15 protein-coding genes are annotated in these 17,475 nt (G+C 59.1%); 3 read left to right on the forward strand and 12 right to left on the reverse strand.

Features of this window, described 5'->3' with window-relative positions; genetic code table 11:
* Positions 1 to 69: 69 nt before the first annotated feature.
* The 8 genes from B149_RS0114090 to B149_RS0114120 all read right to left on the reverse strand — a co-directional run bounded on the left by B149_RS0114090 (position 70) and on the right by B149_RS0114120 (position 8,774).
* Entirely contained in the window at positions 70 to 1,452 is a 1,383-nt protein-coding gene (locus B149_RS0114090) for a TolC family protein (RefSeq protein ID WP_018125813.1), read from the reverse strand.
* Between the two features lie 395 nt (positions 1,453 to 1,847).
* Positions 1,848 to 3,362 (reverse strand): hybrid sensor histidine kinase/response regulator, encoded by a 1,515-nt coding sequence (locus B149_RS17390; RefSeq protein WP_018125814.1) that lies wholly within the window; start codon positions 3,360 to 3,362, stop codon positions 1,848 to 1,850.
* A 99-nt stretch (positions 3,363 to 3,461) separates the two neighbouring features.
* A complete protein-coding gene (divK, locus tag B149_RS0114100) occupies positions 3,462 to 3,821 on the reverse strand; it encodes a DVU0259 family response regulator domain-containing protein (protein WP_018125815.1) in 360 nt (119 codons plus the stop codon).
* 251 nt (positions 3,822 to 4,072) lie between these two features.
* A complete protein-coding gene (locus B149_RS0114105; RefSeq protein WP_051069588.1) occupies positions 4,073 to 4,777 on the reverse strand; it encodes a DUF1641 domain-containing protein in 705 nt (234 codons plus the stop codon).
* Between the two features lie 18 nt (positions 4,778 to 4,795).
* The gene (sqr, locus tag B149_RS0114110) at positions 4,796 to 6,031 is read right to left on the reverse strand and encodes a type III sulfide quinone reductase, selenoprotein subtype (RefSeq protein ID WP_018125817.1); all 1,236 of its coding nucleotides are present in this window, start codon (positions 6,029 to 6,031) and stop codon (positions 4,796 to 4,798) included.
* An 84-nt stretch (positions 6,032 to 6,115) separates the two neighbouring features.
* Positions 6,116 to 7,735 carry an FAD-dependent oxidoreductase gene (locus B149_RS0114115; protein ID WP_018125818.1) on the reverse strand — a complete coding sequence of 540 codons (1,620 nt, stop codon included), beginning with the start codon at positions 7,733 to 7,735 and terminating at the stop codon, positions 6,116 to 6,118.
* Between the two features lie 14 nt (positions 7,736 to 7,749).
* Positions 7,750 to 8,007: a hypothetical protein gene (locus B149_RS18590; protein ID WP_156816842.1), complete on the reverse strand. Its 258-nt coding sequence runs from the start codon at positions 8,005 to 8,007 to the stop codon at positions 7,750 to 7,752.
* 341 nt (positions 8,008 to 8,348) lie between these two features.
* Positions 8,349 to 8,774, reverse strand: coding sequence for an RrF2 family transcriptional regulator (locus B149_RS0114120; protein WP_018125819.1), 426 nt, complete (start codon positions 8,772 to 8,774; stop codon positions 8,349 to 8,351).
* Positions 8,775 to 9,093: 319 nt separating this feature from the next.
* Between B149_RS0114120 and B149_RS0114125 the strand changes: the two genes are divergently transcribed.
* Complete coding sequence (locus B149_RS0114125; RefSeq protein WP_018125820.1) at positions 9,094 to 9,732, forward strand: hypothetical protein; 639 nt, start codon at positions 9,094 to 9,096, stop codon at positions 9,730 to 9,732.
* 51 nt (positions 9,733 to 9,783) lie between these two features.
* Here B149_RS0114125 and B149_RS18105 read toward each other — a convergent pair whose 3' ends face one another.
* Complete coding sequence (locus B149_RS18105; RefSeq protein ID WP_018125821.1) at positions 9,784 to 12,846, reverse strand: bifunctional diguanylate cyclase/phosphodiesterase; 3,063 nt, start codon at positions 12,844 to 12,846, stop codon at positions 9,784 to 9,786.
* A gap of 223 nt (positions 12,847 to 13,069) precedes the next feature.
* Between B149_RS18105 and B149_RS0114135 the strand changes: the two genes are divergently transcribed.
* Positions 13,070 to 13,975, forward strand: a complete 906-nt coding sequence (locus tag B149_RS0114135) for a rhodanese-like domain-containing protein (protein ID WP_018125822.1) — start codon at positions 13,070 to 13,072, stop codon at positions 13,973 to 13,975.
* Positions 13,976 to 13,981: 6 nt separating this feature from the next.
* Here the strand turns inward: B149_RS0114135 and B149_RS0114140 are convergent, their stop codons facing one another.
* Positions 13,982 to 14,272: a hypothetical protein gene (locus tag B149_RS0114140; protein ID WP_018125823.1), complete on the reverse strand. Its 291-nt coding sequence runs from the start codon at positions 14,270 to 14,272 to the stop codon at positions 13,982 to 13,984.
* 209 nt (positions 14,273 to 14,481) lie between these two features.
* On the opposite strand from B149_RS0114140, the gene B149_RS0114145 reads away from it, so the two are divergent.
* Positions 14,482 to 15,213, forward strand: a complete 732-nt coding sequence (locus B149_RS0114145; protein WP_018125824.1) for a tetratricopeptide repeat protein — start codon at positions 14,482 to 14,484, stop codon at positions 15,211 to 15,213.
* Here B149_RS0114145 and B149_RS0114150 read toward each other — a convergent pair.
* Entirely contained in the window at positions 15,210 to 15,911 is a 702-nt protein-coding gene (locus tag B149_RS0114150; RefSeq protein ID WP_018125825.1) for a dienelactone hydrolase family protein, read from the reverse strand. The genes B149_RS0114145 and B149_RS0114150 overlap by 4 nt on opposite strands.
* Positions 15,908 to 17,440, reverse strand: coding sequence for a sialidase family protein (locus tag B149_RS0114155; protein ID WP_018125826.1), 1,533 nt, complete (start codon positions 17,438 to 17,440; stop codon positions 15,908 to 15,910). The genes B149_RS0114150 and B149_RS0114155 overlap by 4 nt, the downstream gene beginning before the upstream one ends.
* Between the last annotated feature and the right edge of the window lie 35 nt (positions 17,441 to 17,475).

Consider the following 17,475-nt stretch of genomic DNA (forward strand, 5'->3'; position numbering starts at 1 on the left):
TTTTGCTGACAGGCAGAATGTTGCGCTGGCCAGCCTGGATGAACAGTGCATGCCGAAAAGTATGACGCATCAGGATTCTCCTTCCTGTTCGTTGAGCGGGTCGGTCTTCAGCAACGAGCCGTGGAAGGTGCAGGGGAGTTCCCGGCCCACCAGCATTTCGATCTCGGCCATGCGCTCGGCCTGATTGGTAAGGGCGCGGTAGTAGGAAAGCTGGAGTTCCAGCAGAGTCTGTTCGGCGTCCACAAGATCGAGCGAGGAGCCGGAGCCGGTCATGAAAGCTTCCATGATAACGCCAAGAGACTGCTCCGCCTTGGGGATCAGCGCACTCTTGTAGAGTTCGAGTTTGCGGCCCGCGTCGCGGTATTTGTAGAGCGCCAACTGTAGATCGGCCTCCAGCTTGCGTTCCAGACCGGCGCGGCTGCGGCGGGCTGCTCTTGCCTTGGCGCGGTTCTCGTCCACGGCTGCCTGTTTGTCGTTGAACCAAACGGGAAGATTGAAAGACATGGAAACCATGACCGGATTCTGTCCGTCGCCGGTGACGTGGGTGGGCGCGCGGGAGTCATCCACTTCCGTGGACTCCACCCCGAAAGTGAAGTCGGGATAGAAGTCGTGCTCCGCCAACTCGGCACCGGTCTCTTCGCTGGCTTCCTTCATGTCCCAGTATCGCAGGCCGGGGTTCGATTCCTTCATCTCGGCTACGAGGCTTTCCTCTTCCTCGGTGATGACCATGACCGGAATCGATGGCGGCAGGGGCACCTCGGTTCCTTCGGGGCGATCCAGCAGAGCATTGATGCGGGCAGCCTGTGGGCGCTTGAGGTCTCGAAGGGAGCGCAGGCGGTCTTCCAGTTTGCCGAGCTCTACCTGCGGGCGGATCACGTCGGAGTGGGAGGCGGAGCCGGTTGTGAAACGGGCATTGGCGATCCGTTCCAGATACTCCATGAGCGCGATGGTCTCGCGGGTGATGTCGATGGCGCGGGCGAGATAGGCATACTCGTAGTAAGCCTTCTTGACCTCATAAAATGTTTTGAGCTTGAGTTCGTCCAGCTGTGCTTTGAGTCCGTCCGCTTCGCGTAGGGCCTGCTGCTCTTTCAAGTCCAGCTTGCCGAAAAATGGCAGGGTCTGGGAAAGGCCGTACTTGTAACGGGCCGGACCGCCTCGCGTTTCAAGCGGCGTGGTGTAATAAGCGAAGGTGAACTTGGGGTCGGGCAGCACGTCGGCATGGACCGACCGCTTGACCGCCGCCCGCCAACGCTGGAACGCGGCTCGGAGTTCATTGTTGTTTTCGGCGGCGCGGCTCAGGTAACCCCGCAGATCCTGCAGCTCGGGCCTGTCGCCGATGTAGCCGCCGGCCGCAGTTTCCTGAGGTGCGTCCTCGGACTGGGCGGCAGCCATGTGTGCGCTGCCGATCAGGATGAACATGGCAAGTGGGATGATGATTTTTTTTGCGTACATGGGTGCTTCCTTTATGTAGATCCCTTAACAATAAGCGTGCCGAACGAGAATGTTTCATAAAAACATAATGTTACACGAGTTTCGATTGATTTCCATACCCAAGAAGTATAAAAAAGTGCAAGCTTTTTCCTTTTTTTGTGCACTTATGTGCAGCGGCGGGACAGCAAGTGTGCATACCACCTCTATTACTGGAAGGGTGATATGAAACTCTATAAGATGGAATTATAACACGGATACGATGAACAAGGCTAGACTGGCCCTGTGCAAATGAAAGGAATTTGTTTTTCAGACAGGAGGAAGCGAGAAGGGGGAGCGAGCGGCGGGAACCGGGAACGCCCCTTCCCGGTTCCCGCCTTCAGCCCCCCATTGAGCGGAAAAGTGATACTGCGAACCAATCAGGAGATCGGGCCGGAGCTCAGGCAGGCGAGGTCAGATGCCTTGTTGTGATGCCAGCGGCAGGTGGCGGGCAAAAGAATGGTGAAGCAGGTGCCTTCCCCGAGCTCGGATTCGACCTCGATCTTGCCGCCATGCTGTTCGATGACGTCGTTGGCGATGAACAGGCCAAGGCCCGTGCCCTTGCTTCCTTTTGAGGAAAAAAACAGGGAGAACATCTTGCCGAGCGTCTCGCGGTCCATGCCCGGTCCGTTGTCGCAAACCTTGAAGATGACGTGACCGTTCTGGCGGGAGACACTGAAGAGGATCTCGTGATCTTTTTCAGGGTCATCGTCCCGGCAGGCCTCAATGGCGTTTTCAAGGATGTTGACCAGCGCACAGGAGACCACGGAAGGGTCGATGTCGAACACGCCAAGAGAGCTGTCTATGTCGCGGACGAGACGGATATCCTCGTTCTTGGCCTTGGCGTCCACCACGGCGGCGATTTCGTCCGCGAACTCCACGACATTCACGTTCTCCCAGTTGAGATCGCGTTCCTTGGCGTAGAAGAGGATGTCCAGAACCGTGTTGCGAACGCGGTTGGCCATAAGCTTGATCAGGTCGGCCCCTTCCTCGATTTTGTCATAATCCTTGCGTTTGACACCGGATTCCAGCTTGTACATGCCGCCGTCGAGGGCAGTGAGCATGCCTTTGATGCCATGAGAAATGGAGCCGATCATCAGCCCGAGGTTGGTCAGGTGGTCCTGCAGCTCGCGAATCTGTGTGATGTCGGTCGCGATCTCCATGACATGGGTGATTTCACCGGAGTCATCGCGGATGGGGGCTGTCCAGATGAGTACGTTGTGCTGCTCGCCGGACTTGGTGGTGACGATTTCCTCGGTCTGGTGAGGTTTGCCGTCGAAAAATGTGTTTTCCACCGGGCAGTTGGGGCAGGGCGTGGTGCGGTATTTGTAAATATGGTAACAATGCCCGCCGATTTCATCGCCGAAGTCTTCCTTGAAGCGGCGGTTGGCCCGGGTGATGCGCAGGTTCCGGTCCTGCACGGAGATGTAGCAGGGCACTTCGTCAAAGAGCTGCTGAAAGGTGAGCTGGGGTGCGTCGAAAGGAGCCGGAAGCTGAGCCGAGGCTTCGCACCCGTCGGTGCGAAGCCTCTGGTCGGCTCGTTTCAGGCACACGTCCAGCGCGTCCCGAGTGATCGGTTCCACCATGAAATCGGAGGCGTCGAGTTGGAGCGCCTTGACCCCCTGCTCGATTTCATCGGGACCGACCGCGACCACGGTCCGGGCATTTGCGCGCGTGCTGCGAATCCGTTCGACAAGGTCCAGTCCAGTCATGTCGGCCGGATGCAGGTCGCACAGAACTATGAAGTCGCCGCCATCGGTTCCGGAGTCGAGCGTGGACAGAACCTCGGCACCCGTCGCGCAGAGCGTGACGGGCCGTCCGGATTCGGCCGCCATGTTTGCAATGGCTTCGGTGCGAGATGTGTCTTTGCCCGTGAGGAGAACCCGTGTCTTCATAGCTGCCTTTCTGCGGTCTCGGGGTTGCCGGAGGAAATCCGGCCCGGCGGAGGAGATGACGTTGTGAGGCGTCCACCGGGCCGGAAGGTTGCCGGAAAGCTACTCGCCGAGCGTCTCTTTGACGATCCCGAGCAGTTCTTCCCTGTCAAAGGGCTTCGAGAGGCTTGCAACAGCCTTCTGAATGGCGTACTGATTGCTCTCGAGGCCTGAAATGACGATCACGGGGATATCCCTGTATTCGTCGTCCTGCTGCGTGAGTTTGCGATAGAACCGCGGGCCCCATTCCTTCGGCATTTCAAGGTCGAGGGTGATGAGGTCGGGCTTTTCGCTCTTCACGAGGTCCACGGCCCCGGCTCCGTCACTGGTGGAGCAGGTCTGGTAACCGTTGTCCGTGAACAGGTCGTCGAGATACGAGACGATATTCGGATCGTCGTCGATGATGAGTATTTTTTTAGCCATAATGCTCCTCGCATTGTGGCCCCGGCCGGACCTGAGGTCCGTAGCCTGAAGGCCGGTAGCTATTTTCAGGCCCGCAATGATTCCAAAGCGGGCCCATGCCGCCAAAGGACCAGTTCCAGTCCTTGAGGTTGAGGTGAGGAAGCGGCATGGGCCGTCATGGAGTCCTGACTGATTGGCAGAACTATTGCGGCCTGTATGTGAACCCCGGCGGGAGCGGCGCGTAAAGCGTCAAGCCCGCCGGGGTTGGCCTTTTATGCCTTTTCCTTGGTCTCGGCAGGCTTGCCGTGACCGTCCACCTTGGGAACTTCCATACCGATCTTGCCAAGCGTCTTGGTCATTTCGAGCATGATGCCCAGGCCGCGCTTGGCGTCCTTGGAGGCCATGCCGCCGACCATGCCCAGCGGGCCGGTGGGCTTGACGTCGGTGAGGTCCAGTTCCGAGAAGGCGTTCGCCGCGCCTTCGATCATCATGCGCACCTTCGGGTCGCTCAGCTTTTCCAGCATGCCGATGAGGAAGACGAAGGAGTCGCCCATGTTGCGGATGTTTTCGACGCCGTAAGTCTCGGCAACCTTCGCGCGGATATCGATCATGGCGCGGTAGGTTTCGAAAACGCCCTTTTGTTCCATCTCGTCCAGATACTGGATGAGCTGGGGGACCGAGGAGTGCAGAAGCGGCTCCATGGTCTGCCAGAGGTCGATGGCGTCTTCCATCTTGTCCAGCATGTAGGTCAGGTTATTGATGTTGAGCATCAGCTTCTTGATGAACTCGGTGAGGTCTTCAAGCTGAAAGCCGTGCTCGATGCTGCCGAATTCCGTCATCAGCACCTTGAAGCCATCGTGAAAGATGGGCGTCAGGTCCTGCTTGAGCTCTTCGGTGGCTCTCGCGCGTTCGGTCAGGAACGCTATGTTTTCCTCGATCTTGTCGAGGCGTTCCATAATAGCTGCTTCGTTACTCATGATATTGCCTCCGCAGGGTTATTTGCCTGCCATGTGGCGCATCTTGCCTGCCATGAACATCTGCGATTCGAGCGGCAGTTCGTGTCCCTTGAGCATCAGGTTGAAGTAGGCCCACTTGAACATCATCTTGCCCCAGTAGTTCTGGTGGTTCTCGCCGAGCAGCGCGAAGGGTCCGAGACCCGGGAACGGGTACTTGCCCGGCAGCGGCTCGACATCGTAGTTGAAGTCGATGAGGTAGGCCTTTTCGTAACCGGAGACGATGAAGCAGGTGGAATGTCCGTCGTAGTCCGGGCGCGGCTCTTCGCCGTCCATTTCACGCAGCATGTTGTCCACCACGATGTCGGCCTCGTAGTGCGCCACGGAGCCGGCCTTGGAGGTCGGGCAGTTGGTGGCGTCGCCGATGATGTACATGTTTTCGTACTGAGCGGACTTCAGGGTGTGCTTCTCGGTGTCCATGTAACCCATGGGATCGGAGATCTCGGAGTCCATGAGGAACTGGGCGCCGAAGTTCGGCGGAATGGAGACCAGCAGGTCGTAGGGAACCTGCTCGCCCATGACGTCCTCGATGACCTTCTTGCCCGGGTCAACGTTGTCGATGTTGAAGTTGGGCACGACGTTGATGTTCTTTTCCTTGCACACGCGACCGAGAATTTCTGCGGCAACGGGCTTGGTGAACGCGCCGGTGAGCGGGGTGACGAGGTCGATTTCGATGTTGTCGCGCACGCCGTTGACGGTGAAGAACCAGTCGGCGAGGTAAACGAATTCGAGCGGAGCAACCGGGCACTTGATGGGCATTTCCGCAATGTTCAGAACCACGCGGCCTTTCTTCATGTACTTCCACTTCTTGAACAGGGCTTCCGCTCCGTCGGGGGTGTAGAAGTCATGGATGTCGCCGCGCCAGTCGTCCATCATGCCGTCGATTTCGTCGGGCACGATGCGGCAGCCGGTGCCGACCACGATCCAGTCGTACTCGTACTTGCCTTCCTTGCAGGTGACGACTTTCTTTTCGGGGTCGAGGTTCTGGATGGTGTCCTGCACGAAGTTCACGCCGTGCAGGAAGTCGGCCTTGGGCTTTTCGCAGTCGTCGAGGGTGTAGATGCCGAAGGGCACGAACAGCCAGCCGGCCTGGTAGTGATGCTTCCAGTCGCGGTCGATGACGGTGATTTCCCATTCCTTGGGATCGAGCTTTTCGCGCATCTTGGTCGCGACCATGGTGCCGCCCGCGCCCGCGCCGAGAATAACCAGTTTTTTCATTTCAGGACTCCTTTGAAACTTAATGTATGCTTCTCCGGCCCCTCCGGAACTGTGGAGAGACCTGTTGCCTTGGTCGTGAGCGGCCTACAGCTTGACGCCGCTCTGTCTGAGGGCGGACATGCCGCCGTCAACGTTGATCACATCCTCGAAACCGGCGTGCCTCAGGGTCACCTGCGCCTCGTAGGAGCGGGTGCCGGTGTTGCAGACCAGAACGATCTTCGAGTCTTCGGGGACTTCATCGAGCCGCCGGGCCAGTTCGCCCTGCGGGATGTGATTCCAGTGCAGGGGGTGCCGTTCCAGAAACGGCTGAGCGTTGCCCAGTTCCCTGCAGTCCAGAAAAAAGTGGTCGCCGTTTTCACGCTCGTCCCAGAGACGGCGGAATTCTCGGGCGTCGATGCCGTTGTTGATCCCGGCCAGCATGTTGTCGGCCACGTTCGCCGCGGTGTTGAGCACGTCCATGGCCGAGGCGAAGGGGGGCGAATAGGCGACTTCAAGGTTGGCGACATCTTCGATGTAGGGCTTCTTGGTCAGCATGGCGGAAACCGCACTGATGCGGCCGCTAAGGGCGTCGCCCATGGTGCTGATGCCCTGAATGCCGAGCACTCGGCGCGTAGGCCCGTCGAAGACCAGTTCAAGGGTCATGAGGGCGGCGTCCGGCATGAAATGAGCGCGGTCGAACTGGATCACCGTGGAACTCATGGCGGTGAATCCGCAGCGACGGGCGGCGTCAACGGTCAACCCTGCGCCGGCGGCGGTCAGGTCTCCCAACTTGACGGAGTAGGCGCAGGCCGGAGCTGCGAAAACCGGTTCGGCTCCTGCCAGAGCTGCGGCCAGCACCGTGGCTTGCCGGAGTTCCGTGGAGCGGATCGCGGTGCCCGGGATGGGTGTCTTGCAGTTGACGTTCTTGAAGGCGGCGCAGCTGCCGCAGGCGAAGATATCGGAAATGCTGGTGTGCAGGCTCTCGTTCACGATCACCGCACCGGTCTGGGCGATTTCGAGCCCGGCGTCGGCGGCGATGGCGCTCAGGGGCCTGCTGAACTGGGCGTTGATGATGCGGTCGGCATTGATGGTTGCCCGGTCGGTAACGACTCTCAACCCGTCCTTGTCCCGTTCGATTCTTTGAAGCTCATGCCCCTCGTGGATGGCGACGCCTTTTTCGGTCATGTGGTGGGCGACCATGTCCATGAGGCTGCCGGAAAGTGGATCAAAGCCCTGCGGGCAGGGGCCGGAGATGATTTCGATTTGGTCGCGACCATGCTGCATCAGGGCGGAAACCGTGAGCAGCAGGTTGTGGCCGCTGCCGATCACGACGGTTTTGCCGTCGGTCGGGCGCAGGCGGCGCGCATCTTCGTCCGTGGCGATGCGGGAAATGTCCGTGAGATGCTCGCCGGGAACGTCCAGATCGGAGGGGGCCGCCGCAGTGGCAAAGACGAGCTTGTCGTATTCAAGGGTTGACTCGGAGCCTGAAACGATGTCGCGGACGAGCACGCGGCGATTCTTTGTATCAGCACTCAACGCGCGCAGTCGTTCGGGAAAGTCTATGCCGCGTCCGAGATACTGCTCAAGCGCGGAGCACGAGAACTCCGGCAGCGGGTTCTCTTCAGGGTAGAGGACGACAGCTTCCGCAGGACGGGAGTCGATATATTTCAGAACGCCGTTGAGCGCGGGGGCGTCGGCGCCAATGATGATAATTCGTTCCGGCATTGGGGACTCCAGTTTTACGACTCGACAGCTTTGTTGCCGGGAGGTTCAGAGTGGGCGTTCTTCACTTCCCGCAACGATGCGGTAGAAGGTGCTTGAGCGGATATTCTGACGCCGGGGCGGTTGGGCAGTTGTGGGACGAGGGCGTCGGGACCGTCACAGGCATCGGCTTCCAGCACGGCGTGGTCCGCCGAGAAAACGAAAACCTCGCGATGCCTCGGTGCCTCGTAGTGGAGCGATTTGCTCGTGTGTCGGTACGTGTCGGCTCTGTTCACGTCTCTCGCCCTATCCTCGGGACAGCGTCCCTTTTGTTCCTGCGCAGACTCGCCTGAGCCTGAAATGGGGAACGATTCAAATATCCGACAAAGTCAATCGGAATTGATTTGGTCCGAAATGAGAATAATTCGTACCGATTTATTTCCGATTGGATGAGTCCGGATTAACCGGAAAATTGTATACTTGTCAAGGGGGGGTATTTTTAAGATGTTCTTTTAGAACAGTGTGTTATGAAAAAACCGATTGAGATTGCGATTTTTTTAACATGAAAATCTGGTAAAAATGAGGGGTGCCGACAGCTCGAAGAGAGCAAGGGAGGGGCGGTTCGGACGTGGGCGGATCAGTCGAAGAAGGGTGAGCCTTCGGGCGATTCCATGAGGTCGGCAAGGGTGATGGAATCAAGCTCTTCTTCAAGAACCTTGGATGCCCGTTGCCAGACCTGCCTGGTTCGACAGACTGATGTCCGTTCGCAAAGGCCCTCGTCATTGATGCAGTCGGTAAGACGGATGCCGCCTTCCATGATGCGCACCACGTCACCGACGGTGATGTCGGCGGGGTCCTTGTCCAGAATGTGTCCACCGGCGGCACCACGTACGGATGTTATCAGTCCCTCTTTCTTCAAGGGCCGAATGATCTGCTCAATGAACTGGGCGGAAATACCCGTGGATTCGGATAAAACCGTGGTGCATTGCGGCATGTCTGTCTGGCGCAGCGCCAGATCGAGAAGCAACCGAGTCGCGTAGCGGGAGCGTGCGGAAAGTTTCATGGTCCTCAGGGGGATAAGGATTGAAGGATATATTCCGTTTTAGACGAGTTATAATTCTACTTGATTAGGCAGATAAATCAAGATTTGACGCGTCTCGAAAGCAATGAATGTGATGATTGAAAGCCTGCTTGGTGGTGCAGAAAGACGGGGTCGCGTTTTTTTATCCTCAACCGCCTTTTGCAAATGGACTATTTTTCGCTGGGTAAAAACGGCTCACCGATTTTTACCGAAATTGTTCCCTTCATGGTGCTCTTTGTTTTCGGCAATATGCTTACCGTCGGAAAACTTGGTTTCAATGAACCGAAAACAAGGAGGTTCCATGCGATACATCAAGCTGACGACATGTATGACAACGGCAATGATGCTGGTTCTTTTTACCGCGCTGACCGCTGTTGCGGCAGACCCCGCCGGAGCCAGGAACGATTCGTGGATCACTTTCAGCGGCACGGTTGAAGAGGTGCAGGCCAACTCTTTTCTGGTTGATTACGGAGACGGAAAAATCACCGTCGAGATGGATGACGGAGACCGTGACGCCGATGGCTACAAGCTGGTAAAGGGCGATGAGGTAACCGTTTCCGGTCGTGTCGATGACGATGTGTACGAAAAGCGAACAATCGAGGCTTCAAGCGTATACGTCGAAAAGCTGAACACCTATTTCTACGCGAGCCCCGCGGATGAAGAGGATTTCGCGCTGACCTACTACGGGCGCGTGGAATACGGCGACATGATTCTGCGAGGCGTGGTGACGGATATCGTGGGTGACGAGGAGTTCAAGCTCGACACGGGCCTTCGCGAAGTCATCGTAGAAGTGGACGAGCTGCCGTTCAACCCGCTGGACAATGAAGGATATCAGCGCATTGACGTAGGCGACGTGGTCAGCGTCACCGGCAACATGGACGAGGACCTTTTCGAAGGCCGTGAATTCGTTGCCGACTCCGTGATGACCATCGCTGAATAGATGACGAGATACGAAACAGAGAAAGGGCGGGAGGTTTTCCTCCCGCCCTTTTTATTGTTCGGGTTGCGGCAGCGTGAAGCCGTCCTCGTCCAGTTTCTGGCTGAATTCGGACGCAGGAATTGGTGGTGAGAACAGGAAGCCCTGAATGCAATTGCATCCTTCGGCCATGAGATATTTGAGCTGTTCGGGCGTTTCCACGCCTTCGGCCACGGTGTTCAGCCCCAGTTCCCGCGCGAGGGTTACGATGGTCCGCACGAAAGTTCTCCCTTCGGCGTCCTCGCTGTCAAGCATCCAGATGAAGCTGCGGTCGATCTTCAGCGTGCTGAAAGGCAGTCGCTTCAGGTAGTAGAGTGACGAATAACCCGTGCCGAAGTCGTCAAGTGAGAAGACGACGCCCCGAGCGGTCAATTGTTTCATGGCTGAGGCAGCGGCCTCGAAGTTCTTCATGAGCGTGGTCTCGGTGATTTCCAGCGTGAGCAGCTTCGGTGGCAGCTGGGTGCGCTCCAGCACGCCGAAAACTTCTTCAACCAGTCCCTCCTGCATAAAATGGTTGGCGGAGAGGTTGATGGAAACCGGGCGCATGATGCCCGTGCACCGATACCAGTCCAGCGTATCGCGGCAGGCTCTCTCCATGACGAAAAGATCTATGCTCTTGATAAGTCCGGTTTTTTCGGCGAAGGGGATGAATTCCCCGGGAGGCACGAGGTTTCCGTCGCGTCGCCAGCGCACAAGCCCTTCCATGCCGATGATGCGTCCGGTGCCGTCGGAGACATCCACCTTGGGCTGGTACCACACTTCCATCTCATCACGGTCCAGCGCGTGCCGCAGGGCGTTTTCGATTTCAAGGTGATCGCGCGAGCGCTGATTGAGCGCCTCCGTGAAGAAGCTGAAGGTGTTTTTGCCCATCTGTTTGGACTGGTACATGGCCAGGTCGGTGGAGCGGACGATATCTTCGGTCCGTTCGCCGTCCTCGGGAGCCACGGCGATACCGATGCTGGCGCCGAGATAGATGCTGGCGCCGCCCACGGAGAAGGGAGTCTGAAAGCAGTCGAGCAGGACGACTGCCTTGTCGCTCAGGCCGTCTCGGCCCAGCTCGGTTTCTGAAAGAATTCCGAACTCGTCACCGCCCAGCCGGACAAGCAGGTCGCCGGACTCCAAATTCTGTTGCAGGCGGCTGCCCACATCCGCCAGCAGCGTGTCGCCGGCAGCGTGGCCGAACGTGTCGTTGATGTTCTTGAATTCATCAATGTCGAGCATGAACATGCCCAGAACCCGTTTCGTTCCGGTGATTTCCGGAATCCGTCTGTCGAGCTCGTCCATGAGATAGTAGCGGTTCGGCAGGTTGGTGACGCTGTCGTGGTAGGCCTTTTTGGCCAGCTCGTTCTCCACCGCCTTGCGCCGGGTGATGTCCAGCAGCGAGGCCACGCTCATGGAGGTCTCCGGAACCATGCCGACGGTGAGTTCCACGTTTCGGATGCCGCCGCCGGAGGTGAGGACGCGGGCTTCATAGGAGCGCGGTGCGCTGTTGGGGTCCTCGCGCCGTCTGTTGTGATATTCGAGCATCCAGACGGCGTCGTCCGGGTGGAAGAAATCCATCCAGCGGGAACTGTGAACCACCACCTCTTCGGAGGGCGCTTCCACCAGTTTGCAGAACTCTCCGTTGGCCATGACGATGGTGCAGTCGTCATCAATGAGGATGGTGGCCGTACCCGTATTCATGAAAATCGTGCGATACAGGTTCTCGGATTCTGCAAGTTCATGGCGGACTTTTTCCTGCTCAGTGATGTCCACAAAGGATTCGAGCAGGAAGGTGGCACCGTGGCGCGTGACGGGAACCACGGATTTGAGAATGTGTTTGCGCGTGCCGTCGGCGGTGACGATCTCGCATCGGCGCATTTCGCCGCTCATGCCCCTGTCGAGTATGGGGCAGTCGTCGTTGTTCTGCGGGCAGATGACCTTCTGGCAGGGCACTCCGAGCACGTCGTCCGCCGCGAGGCCGATCATCTCGGTGGCCTTGCGATTGACCTGCACCACGGTGCGGGTGTCGGCGGAAACCATGGCTACCCCCACCTGCATCGAATCTATGAGCTCCTGCTGGAAGGTCTCGTGCGCCCGCAATTCACGGATCACGGTATTCATGTCCTGCGCAAGATCGGTCACTTCGTCATTGCCGCGCAGTTCAATGAAGCGTTTGCCTTCACGGTCACCCGCCACGGTGGCGAGCTGGTTCCGGATGTTCATGATGCGGTCCGTCACGCGAACCCTGAACTGTCTGTAGGCTATGCCGGACAACACGAAACTGGCGACGACCAGCATGCCCAGCAGGGTGTACATGGTACGGTAGCCGGTTTCGGAGATGCGGGTCGGCAGCGTGGTCGAAACCCCGAGGACCGGCCTGCCCAGAACATCGTCCACCACGGTCGAAGCCTTCAGCAGGTCTCCCTCTCTGGTTAGCGTTGCCCCTTCGGATCGGGGCACTCGCTCCGGCGATGAAACGGAAAGGTTCACCTGAGCCTGCTCTGCGATCCTGTCGAGCATCGCCGCGTCCAGAAGACGGCTCATGAGCATCCAGCCGCGCGAAGGGCCGCTCAGGTCGCTGGTGCGAATACGCTCTATGGATATCATGTGGATTCGTTCGCCCAGTGCGAGCAATCCCTTGAGGTGGCCTGTTTCGTCCTGGGCGGCTTTCGGTGCCCATTGCTGCATGAAGGCTTCCAGCTGCCATGGAATCTGCACGAGGGAGCGGTCGTCGTCCGCGAGCCCCTCGCCCCATATGACCTGTCCCTTCGGGGTGAAAAAGGCCACTATCTGCAGATTGGTTTCCGTGTAGGTGGAGGGGACCAGGTTCGATTGCAAAAATGCCTGATTCCGGTCCTTGACGAAGGCATAGGTGTCGTCCCACCATGCCCAGTCCCGCGTCAGGTCTTGCAGGCTGTCCACCGAATGCTCGATGGCTTTGACCGCGCGCACGGCGTTGGTGTGAACCTGTGTCCGTTCGATTTTTTCGAATTCCGGAAGCAGAAACGCATGAAAAATAATGAAAGCGGACATCACTGTGGCCGCAAAGGTGCCCGCCAGAATCAGCAGGGTGGTGGAGCGAATGGTTGTGCGCATGTTTTTACCTCGGAACACGATATCAGGGTGTTCTCAAAAAACAAGCGGATTAGACAGGAGGGAGGCTGTGCTCCGGCGAAGCGGCAAACGGCTGCCGGAACAAGTTTTTGCTTCGGGTTGACGGAAGCTTACGGTTTGCAATAAATTCCGGGTTGAATGGACAACTCGAAACATGCGTCCGGGCCGGTTGTGGCTCGGAACTGGCCAACGCCCGGAGGATGACATGGCAATCGGCAAGCTCGGCATCATTGAAGCAATGGATATGATCCGCGAAGAGAAAGCGGTTTTGGTGGATGTGCTGGTCCCGGAACATTTCGAGCGGCGACACATTCCCGGCGCGGTGAATGCCTGCGTCTACGAGGTTGGTTTTCTTGCGCTCATGCAGAAGATCATTCCGGACAAAAATGCGGCGGTCCTGCTTTACGGTGCCGGTCCTGGATCGCTGGACTGCCTGGCCGCGGCCGAGAAGCTTGAACGGGCCGGATATGCCCATGTGTATTATTTCCCGGGCGGTTTGGAAGAGTGGCGCGAGGAAGGGTATCCGCTGGAAGGGTCGGCCGTGCGCGCCGTGGATCCGCCGCATCCGGAGCTGGTGCTGGAGCAGCGGGTATACCCTGTGGCGGCTCGGGCGAGCGTGATCCGCTGGACCGGCCGAAGCGCCAACGGCTCGCATTACGGCCTGCTGCCGGTGAGCGCTGGGGAATTCGATGCCCGCAGCATGACCGGCGAATTCAAGCTGGACATGCTCGGGCTCAAGAACCTTGACCTTGAAGGGGACGAGCTTCACCCCGTGCTGGAAGAGCATCTGCATTCGGACGACTTCTTCTTCACGTCCCTTTTCCCTGACGCCGTGTTCCGCATCACCGGAATGCAGGCCATCCCCGACGCCCCGGCCACGCTGCCGAACTACCGTGTCATGGGCGACCTGACCATGTGCGGAGCCAGTCGTGACGTCTTTTTCGCAGCCCAACTCCGAAATGCGGCCGAGGGAGTATCCCTTCAGGGAAATCTCGACCTCGACCGCACCGAATGGGGCATCATCTATGGTTCGTCCCGCTTTTTCCAGCACCTTGGCTACCACGTGGTCTTTGACCTCATCAGCGTGGATTTCCGGATGCTGCTGGTCTGACCGGAATCAGGTGGCGAACTCCATGGCTTCGAAGATGGTGTCCTCGTCGTAGAGTTCCGGGTCCAGCTTGGAGACCGCCTCGAAGAACGCGTCCCAGCCCTTGACTTCGTCGATTTTCTTGTTGTCCACGAAAATCTTGAAGGTCAGGCCTTCGGGACATTTGGTCATGTTCAGCACCAGCTCGCCCTTGGGCGTGTGCTCTGTCCAGAAGGCGGACCACGACGTGCGGTCGCCTTCAGTCTTCTTGTACTTTTCGAAATAGGCGTCGAAGATGTCTTTGATTCGCTGCTTTTCCATGTAAATACCTCCACTTTCCATACTGCGGCAAATCCTGTCGCGATGCAAGGGACTGTTGCTTCCCGGGCGCATATCGGGTAGTTGCCGGATGGATGTCGCAAATGCGTTCGGGACGGGGAACGGTTTGCGTCGAGGACGGGGCGCACTGCTAGAGGGTGCGGCTTCGGTGCATGGCCTCGGGCGTATAAACGCATTATGTGAGGGGTTACGTGAGCGAGAGGGAGATTCTGGGGGTCTACTCCCACAGTACGCGCTATCAGTACAAGGTTGGTGAGCGCGGGTCCCGGTACCGCAACGGTACCTACTGGTTCGTCTGCAAACTGCACGACGAGGCCTATGAGGTGCAGCCGCTCAATGCCAACAGTCTTCCCTCCGGTGTCCGCCGCATCGTGGACCGCGAGGAATTTCTCAAATACTACACTCCGGAACTGGACTACTACCAGCAACGGACCCTTCCCTGCATGGAGACCCTGTACCGCAAGGTGAAGCTCGGCAGGCGTTATTTCAACCTTGGCAAGCTCACGGACGCGGAGCGCGAATTCTGCGAGGTCGTGGTCATGCAGGAGGAAAACGTTGATGCCAACATCGGGCTTACCGACGTCTACTCGGAGCAGCGCGAATTCTCCAAACTGCGGGAAGTGCTGGATAGACTGTTGAACAATGACGAGGTCTTCCGCGAAGAGCAGCGCCACAAGTTCAACGAGTTCGGCATCAACCTGAGAAAACGCGAGTTCTACGACGACGCCATTCGCTTCTATGTCAAGGCCATGGAGATCAATGGCGAGGACGACCACCTGCACTTCAACGCGGCCCGCGCGTGGTACGAGAAAGGCAAGCTCGAAGACTGCCGCGACCATCTCAAGCAGGCCCTGAAGCTCAACCCGCGTTTCCCCGAAGCCGAGGCGTTTCTCGTGCTCGTCACCAAGAAGATGGGCTGCTAGCGCTCCCGAAGCGTTTCGATCAGCGTTCCGGCGATCATGTCCTGTACCCGCGAGGCGGCGGGGGCCTCGAAGCAGTCGTTGCCCACGTCGGCGAATCCGTGCTCCACGTCGCGCAGCAGCACCATATCCCACTCGGCTCCGGCCGCGTTCATCTCTTCTTCAAAGTCCGATGCCTGTTTTTCGGGCACCACAGGGTCTTCGGCCACTCGCACCACAAGCAGTTGCGCACGGATGTCTCCGGCCTGTGCCGGATGTGACGTGTCCAGATATCCGTAGATGCTCACGGCGCAGTCGATGGGCGCATCGGTGCGGGCCAACTCCAGTGCGGCTCCGCCGCCGAATGAGAATCCCAGCGCGCCGAGACGGCTTTCGTCCACCGCGGAATGCTGGGCGATCGCATCGAGGCAAGCTCTGGCCCGACGACGCATGAACGGCCTGTCGTCACGAAAGACGCGATGGGCCGTGGCTGCTTCGTCGCGCGTGGCGGGACGCAGTTCGGAGCCATAGAAATCCGCGGCCAGCACCGCGAATCCTTCGGCGGCAAGGGCGCGGGCATGGTCGAGGGTGGACTCTCCGAGGCCCGTGAACTCGTGAATCAGCAGCACGCCGGGAAACGGGCCATCGCCGTCCGGCAGAACCAGAACGCTTTGCAGCCGCGTGCCGTCGTGTTCGTGCTCGAAATCCTGTTCCCGTATCATTTGAAATCATCCCTTGAAAAACGTGTACCCATGATTCGCGATGACAGGCCGGGAGCGTAATCCGGCTCTTCGCCCCCGCCGTGGTGATAGGCGCAGAAAAAGTCCCCGTCCGGGGTGACGCACCAGCCCGAGTAGCCGAAATCCGCCCATGCCGCATGGCGGTCGTTTTTCAGCTCCAGCACGCTATCCCGCATCCAGCGGTCCGGCAGGCCCTGCGTGTGGTCCCACGTAAATTGATGTTCGCGCAGTTCGCGCGGTTCATTGACGTTCAGTTTCACGTCCCGCCAGACGCAGTCCACCTCGTTGTCTTCAAAGGGCAGGGGCGCGCCGACCATGATGCCGCGCGTCTCCGCGCCGTCGGGAGGCACGGTCATGGCGATGCGGTCGCGGTCGTTGACCGTCAGTTCGCAGACCCCGCCCGAGTAGCTCAGGCGGAAGTGGTTGAATTGCCCGGACTTCAGCGGCAGCACGTGCTCGCCTTCCGACTCGACGCGGTCCGGAAAGACGCGCCACCAGCAGCCAAGGCGCAGGCCGCAGCCGTTCTGCCCGGCACGGTCCACGCGCAGGGTGGCTTCAAGCTCGGCGGTGGCGGAGCGCGGATCGGTCATGGGCCGCAGGGCAAAGCGGGTGACATCGGGGCCAGGGCCGTTTCGCACGCGCATCCCCTCGGTGGTGAATTCCGGCGGCGACGCCTGCGATATTCTGCCGTGCACGCGGAAACCCGAAGTGAGTTCGTCCAGCTCGCCAAGCCATGCTGCGGTTCCCCAGTCCGGTCCCACGTTGCGGTAGGTCACCAGCAGCTTTCCGCCCGGGGTGAGTCCCAGCGTGGGCCGATGGCCGATGAGCGGAGTTGGGATCGGGTCGGACCATGTGTTGCCGCCGTCATCGCTCAGGCTCAGGTACATGGGCTCATAGACCATGCTGTTTTCGCGCATGAGGCAGGCCAACCTGCCGTCGGGGAGCAGGCACAGGCTACCTTCGCACAGCACCAGATTGCGGTGGCGGGCAATGGGGGCGTGCATCTTCCACGTGGCACCCCGGTCATCGGAGCGGTAGAGCATCTGCTCCGTCGGCGCCTGCCGGATGGCAGGATGCGCCGCCTGTCCTCGGTGACAGTGGCCGGTGGTGAGCAGGGTCTCGGTGTCAAGGGCCAGCGGTCGGTCCAGCAGCCCGTGCCCGGTGATCTTCACGCGGTCGTCCGTCACCCAGTGCTCGCCTTCGTCCGTGGACCATGTGGCGTTGGGCGGCACGTCGTCCATGAGCAGAATCTGTCCGTCAGAGAGTGCGCTGAGGCGCGGGCAGTGGCTGCGGCGGGCGCGGATCATCCTCGGCCCGGACCATGTGCGGCCGCCGTCCTTGCTGCGCTGCTGCATGAGCCTGCGGCGGTTGCCCACGTGCCGATCATATTCATTGTAGACCACGAGCAGGCTGCCGTCGTCCATGGTGCGCACGTCCGGAAAACAGAGGTAATGCCCCTGCCGATGGTCGATGACCACGTGGCGGGAAGCGTCGTCGGAAATGCTTGGCACGGCGTTCTCCTTGTGACCCCTCGGGGCGGGTCTGC

The sequence above is a fragment of the Desulfovibrio oxyclinae DSM 11498 genome, assembly GCF_000375485.1.
Classification (GTDB): Bacteria; Desulfobacterota; Desulfovibrionia; order Desulfovibrionales; family Desulfovibrionaceae; genus Pseudodesulfovibrio; species Pseudodesulfovibrio oxyclinae.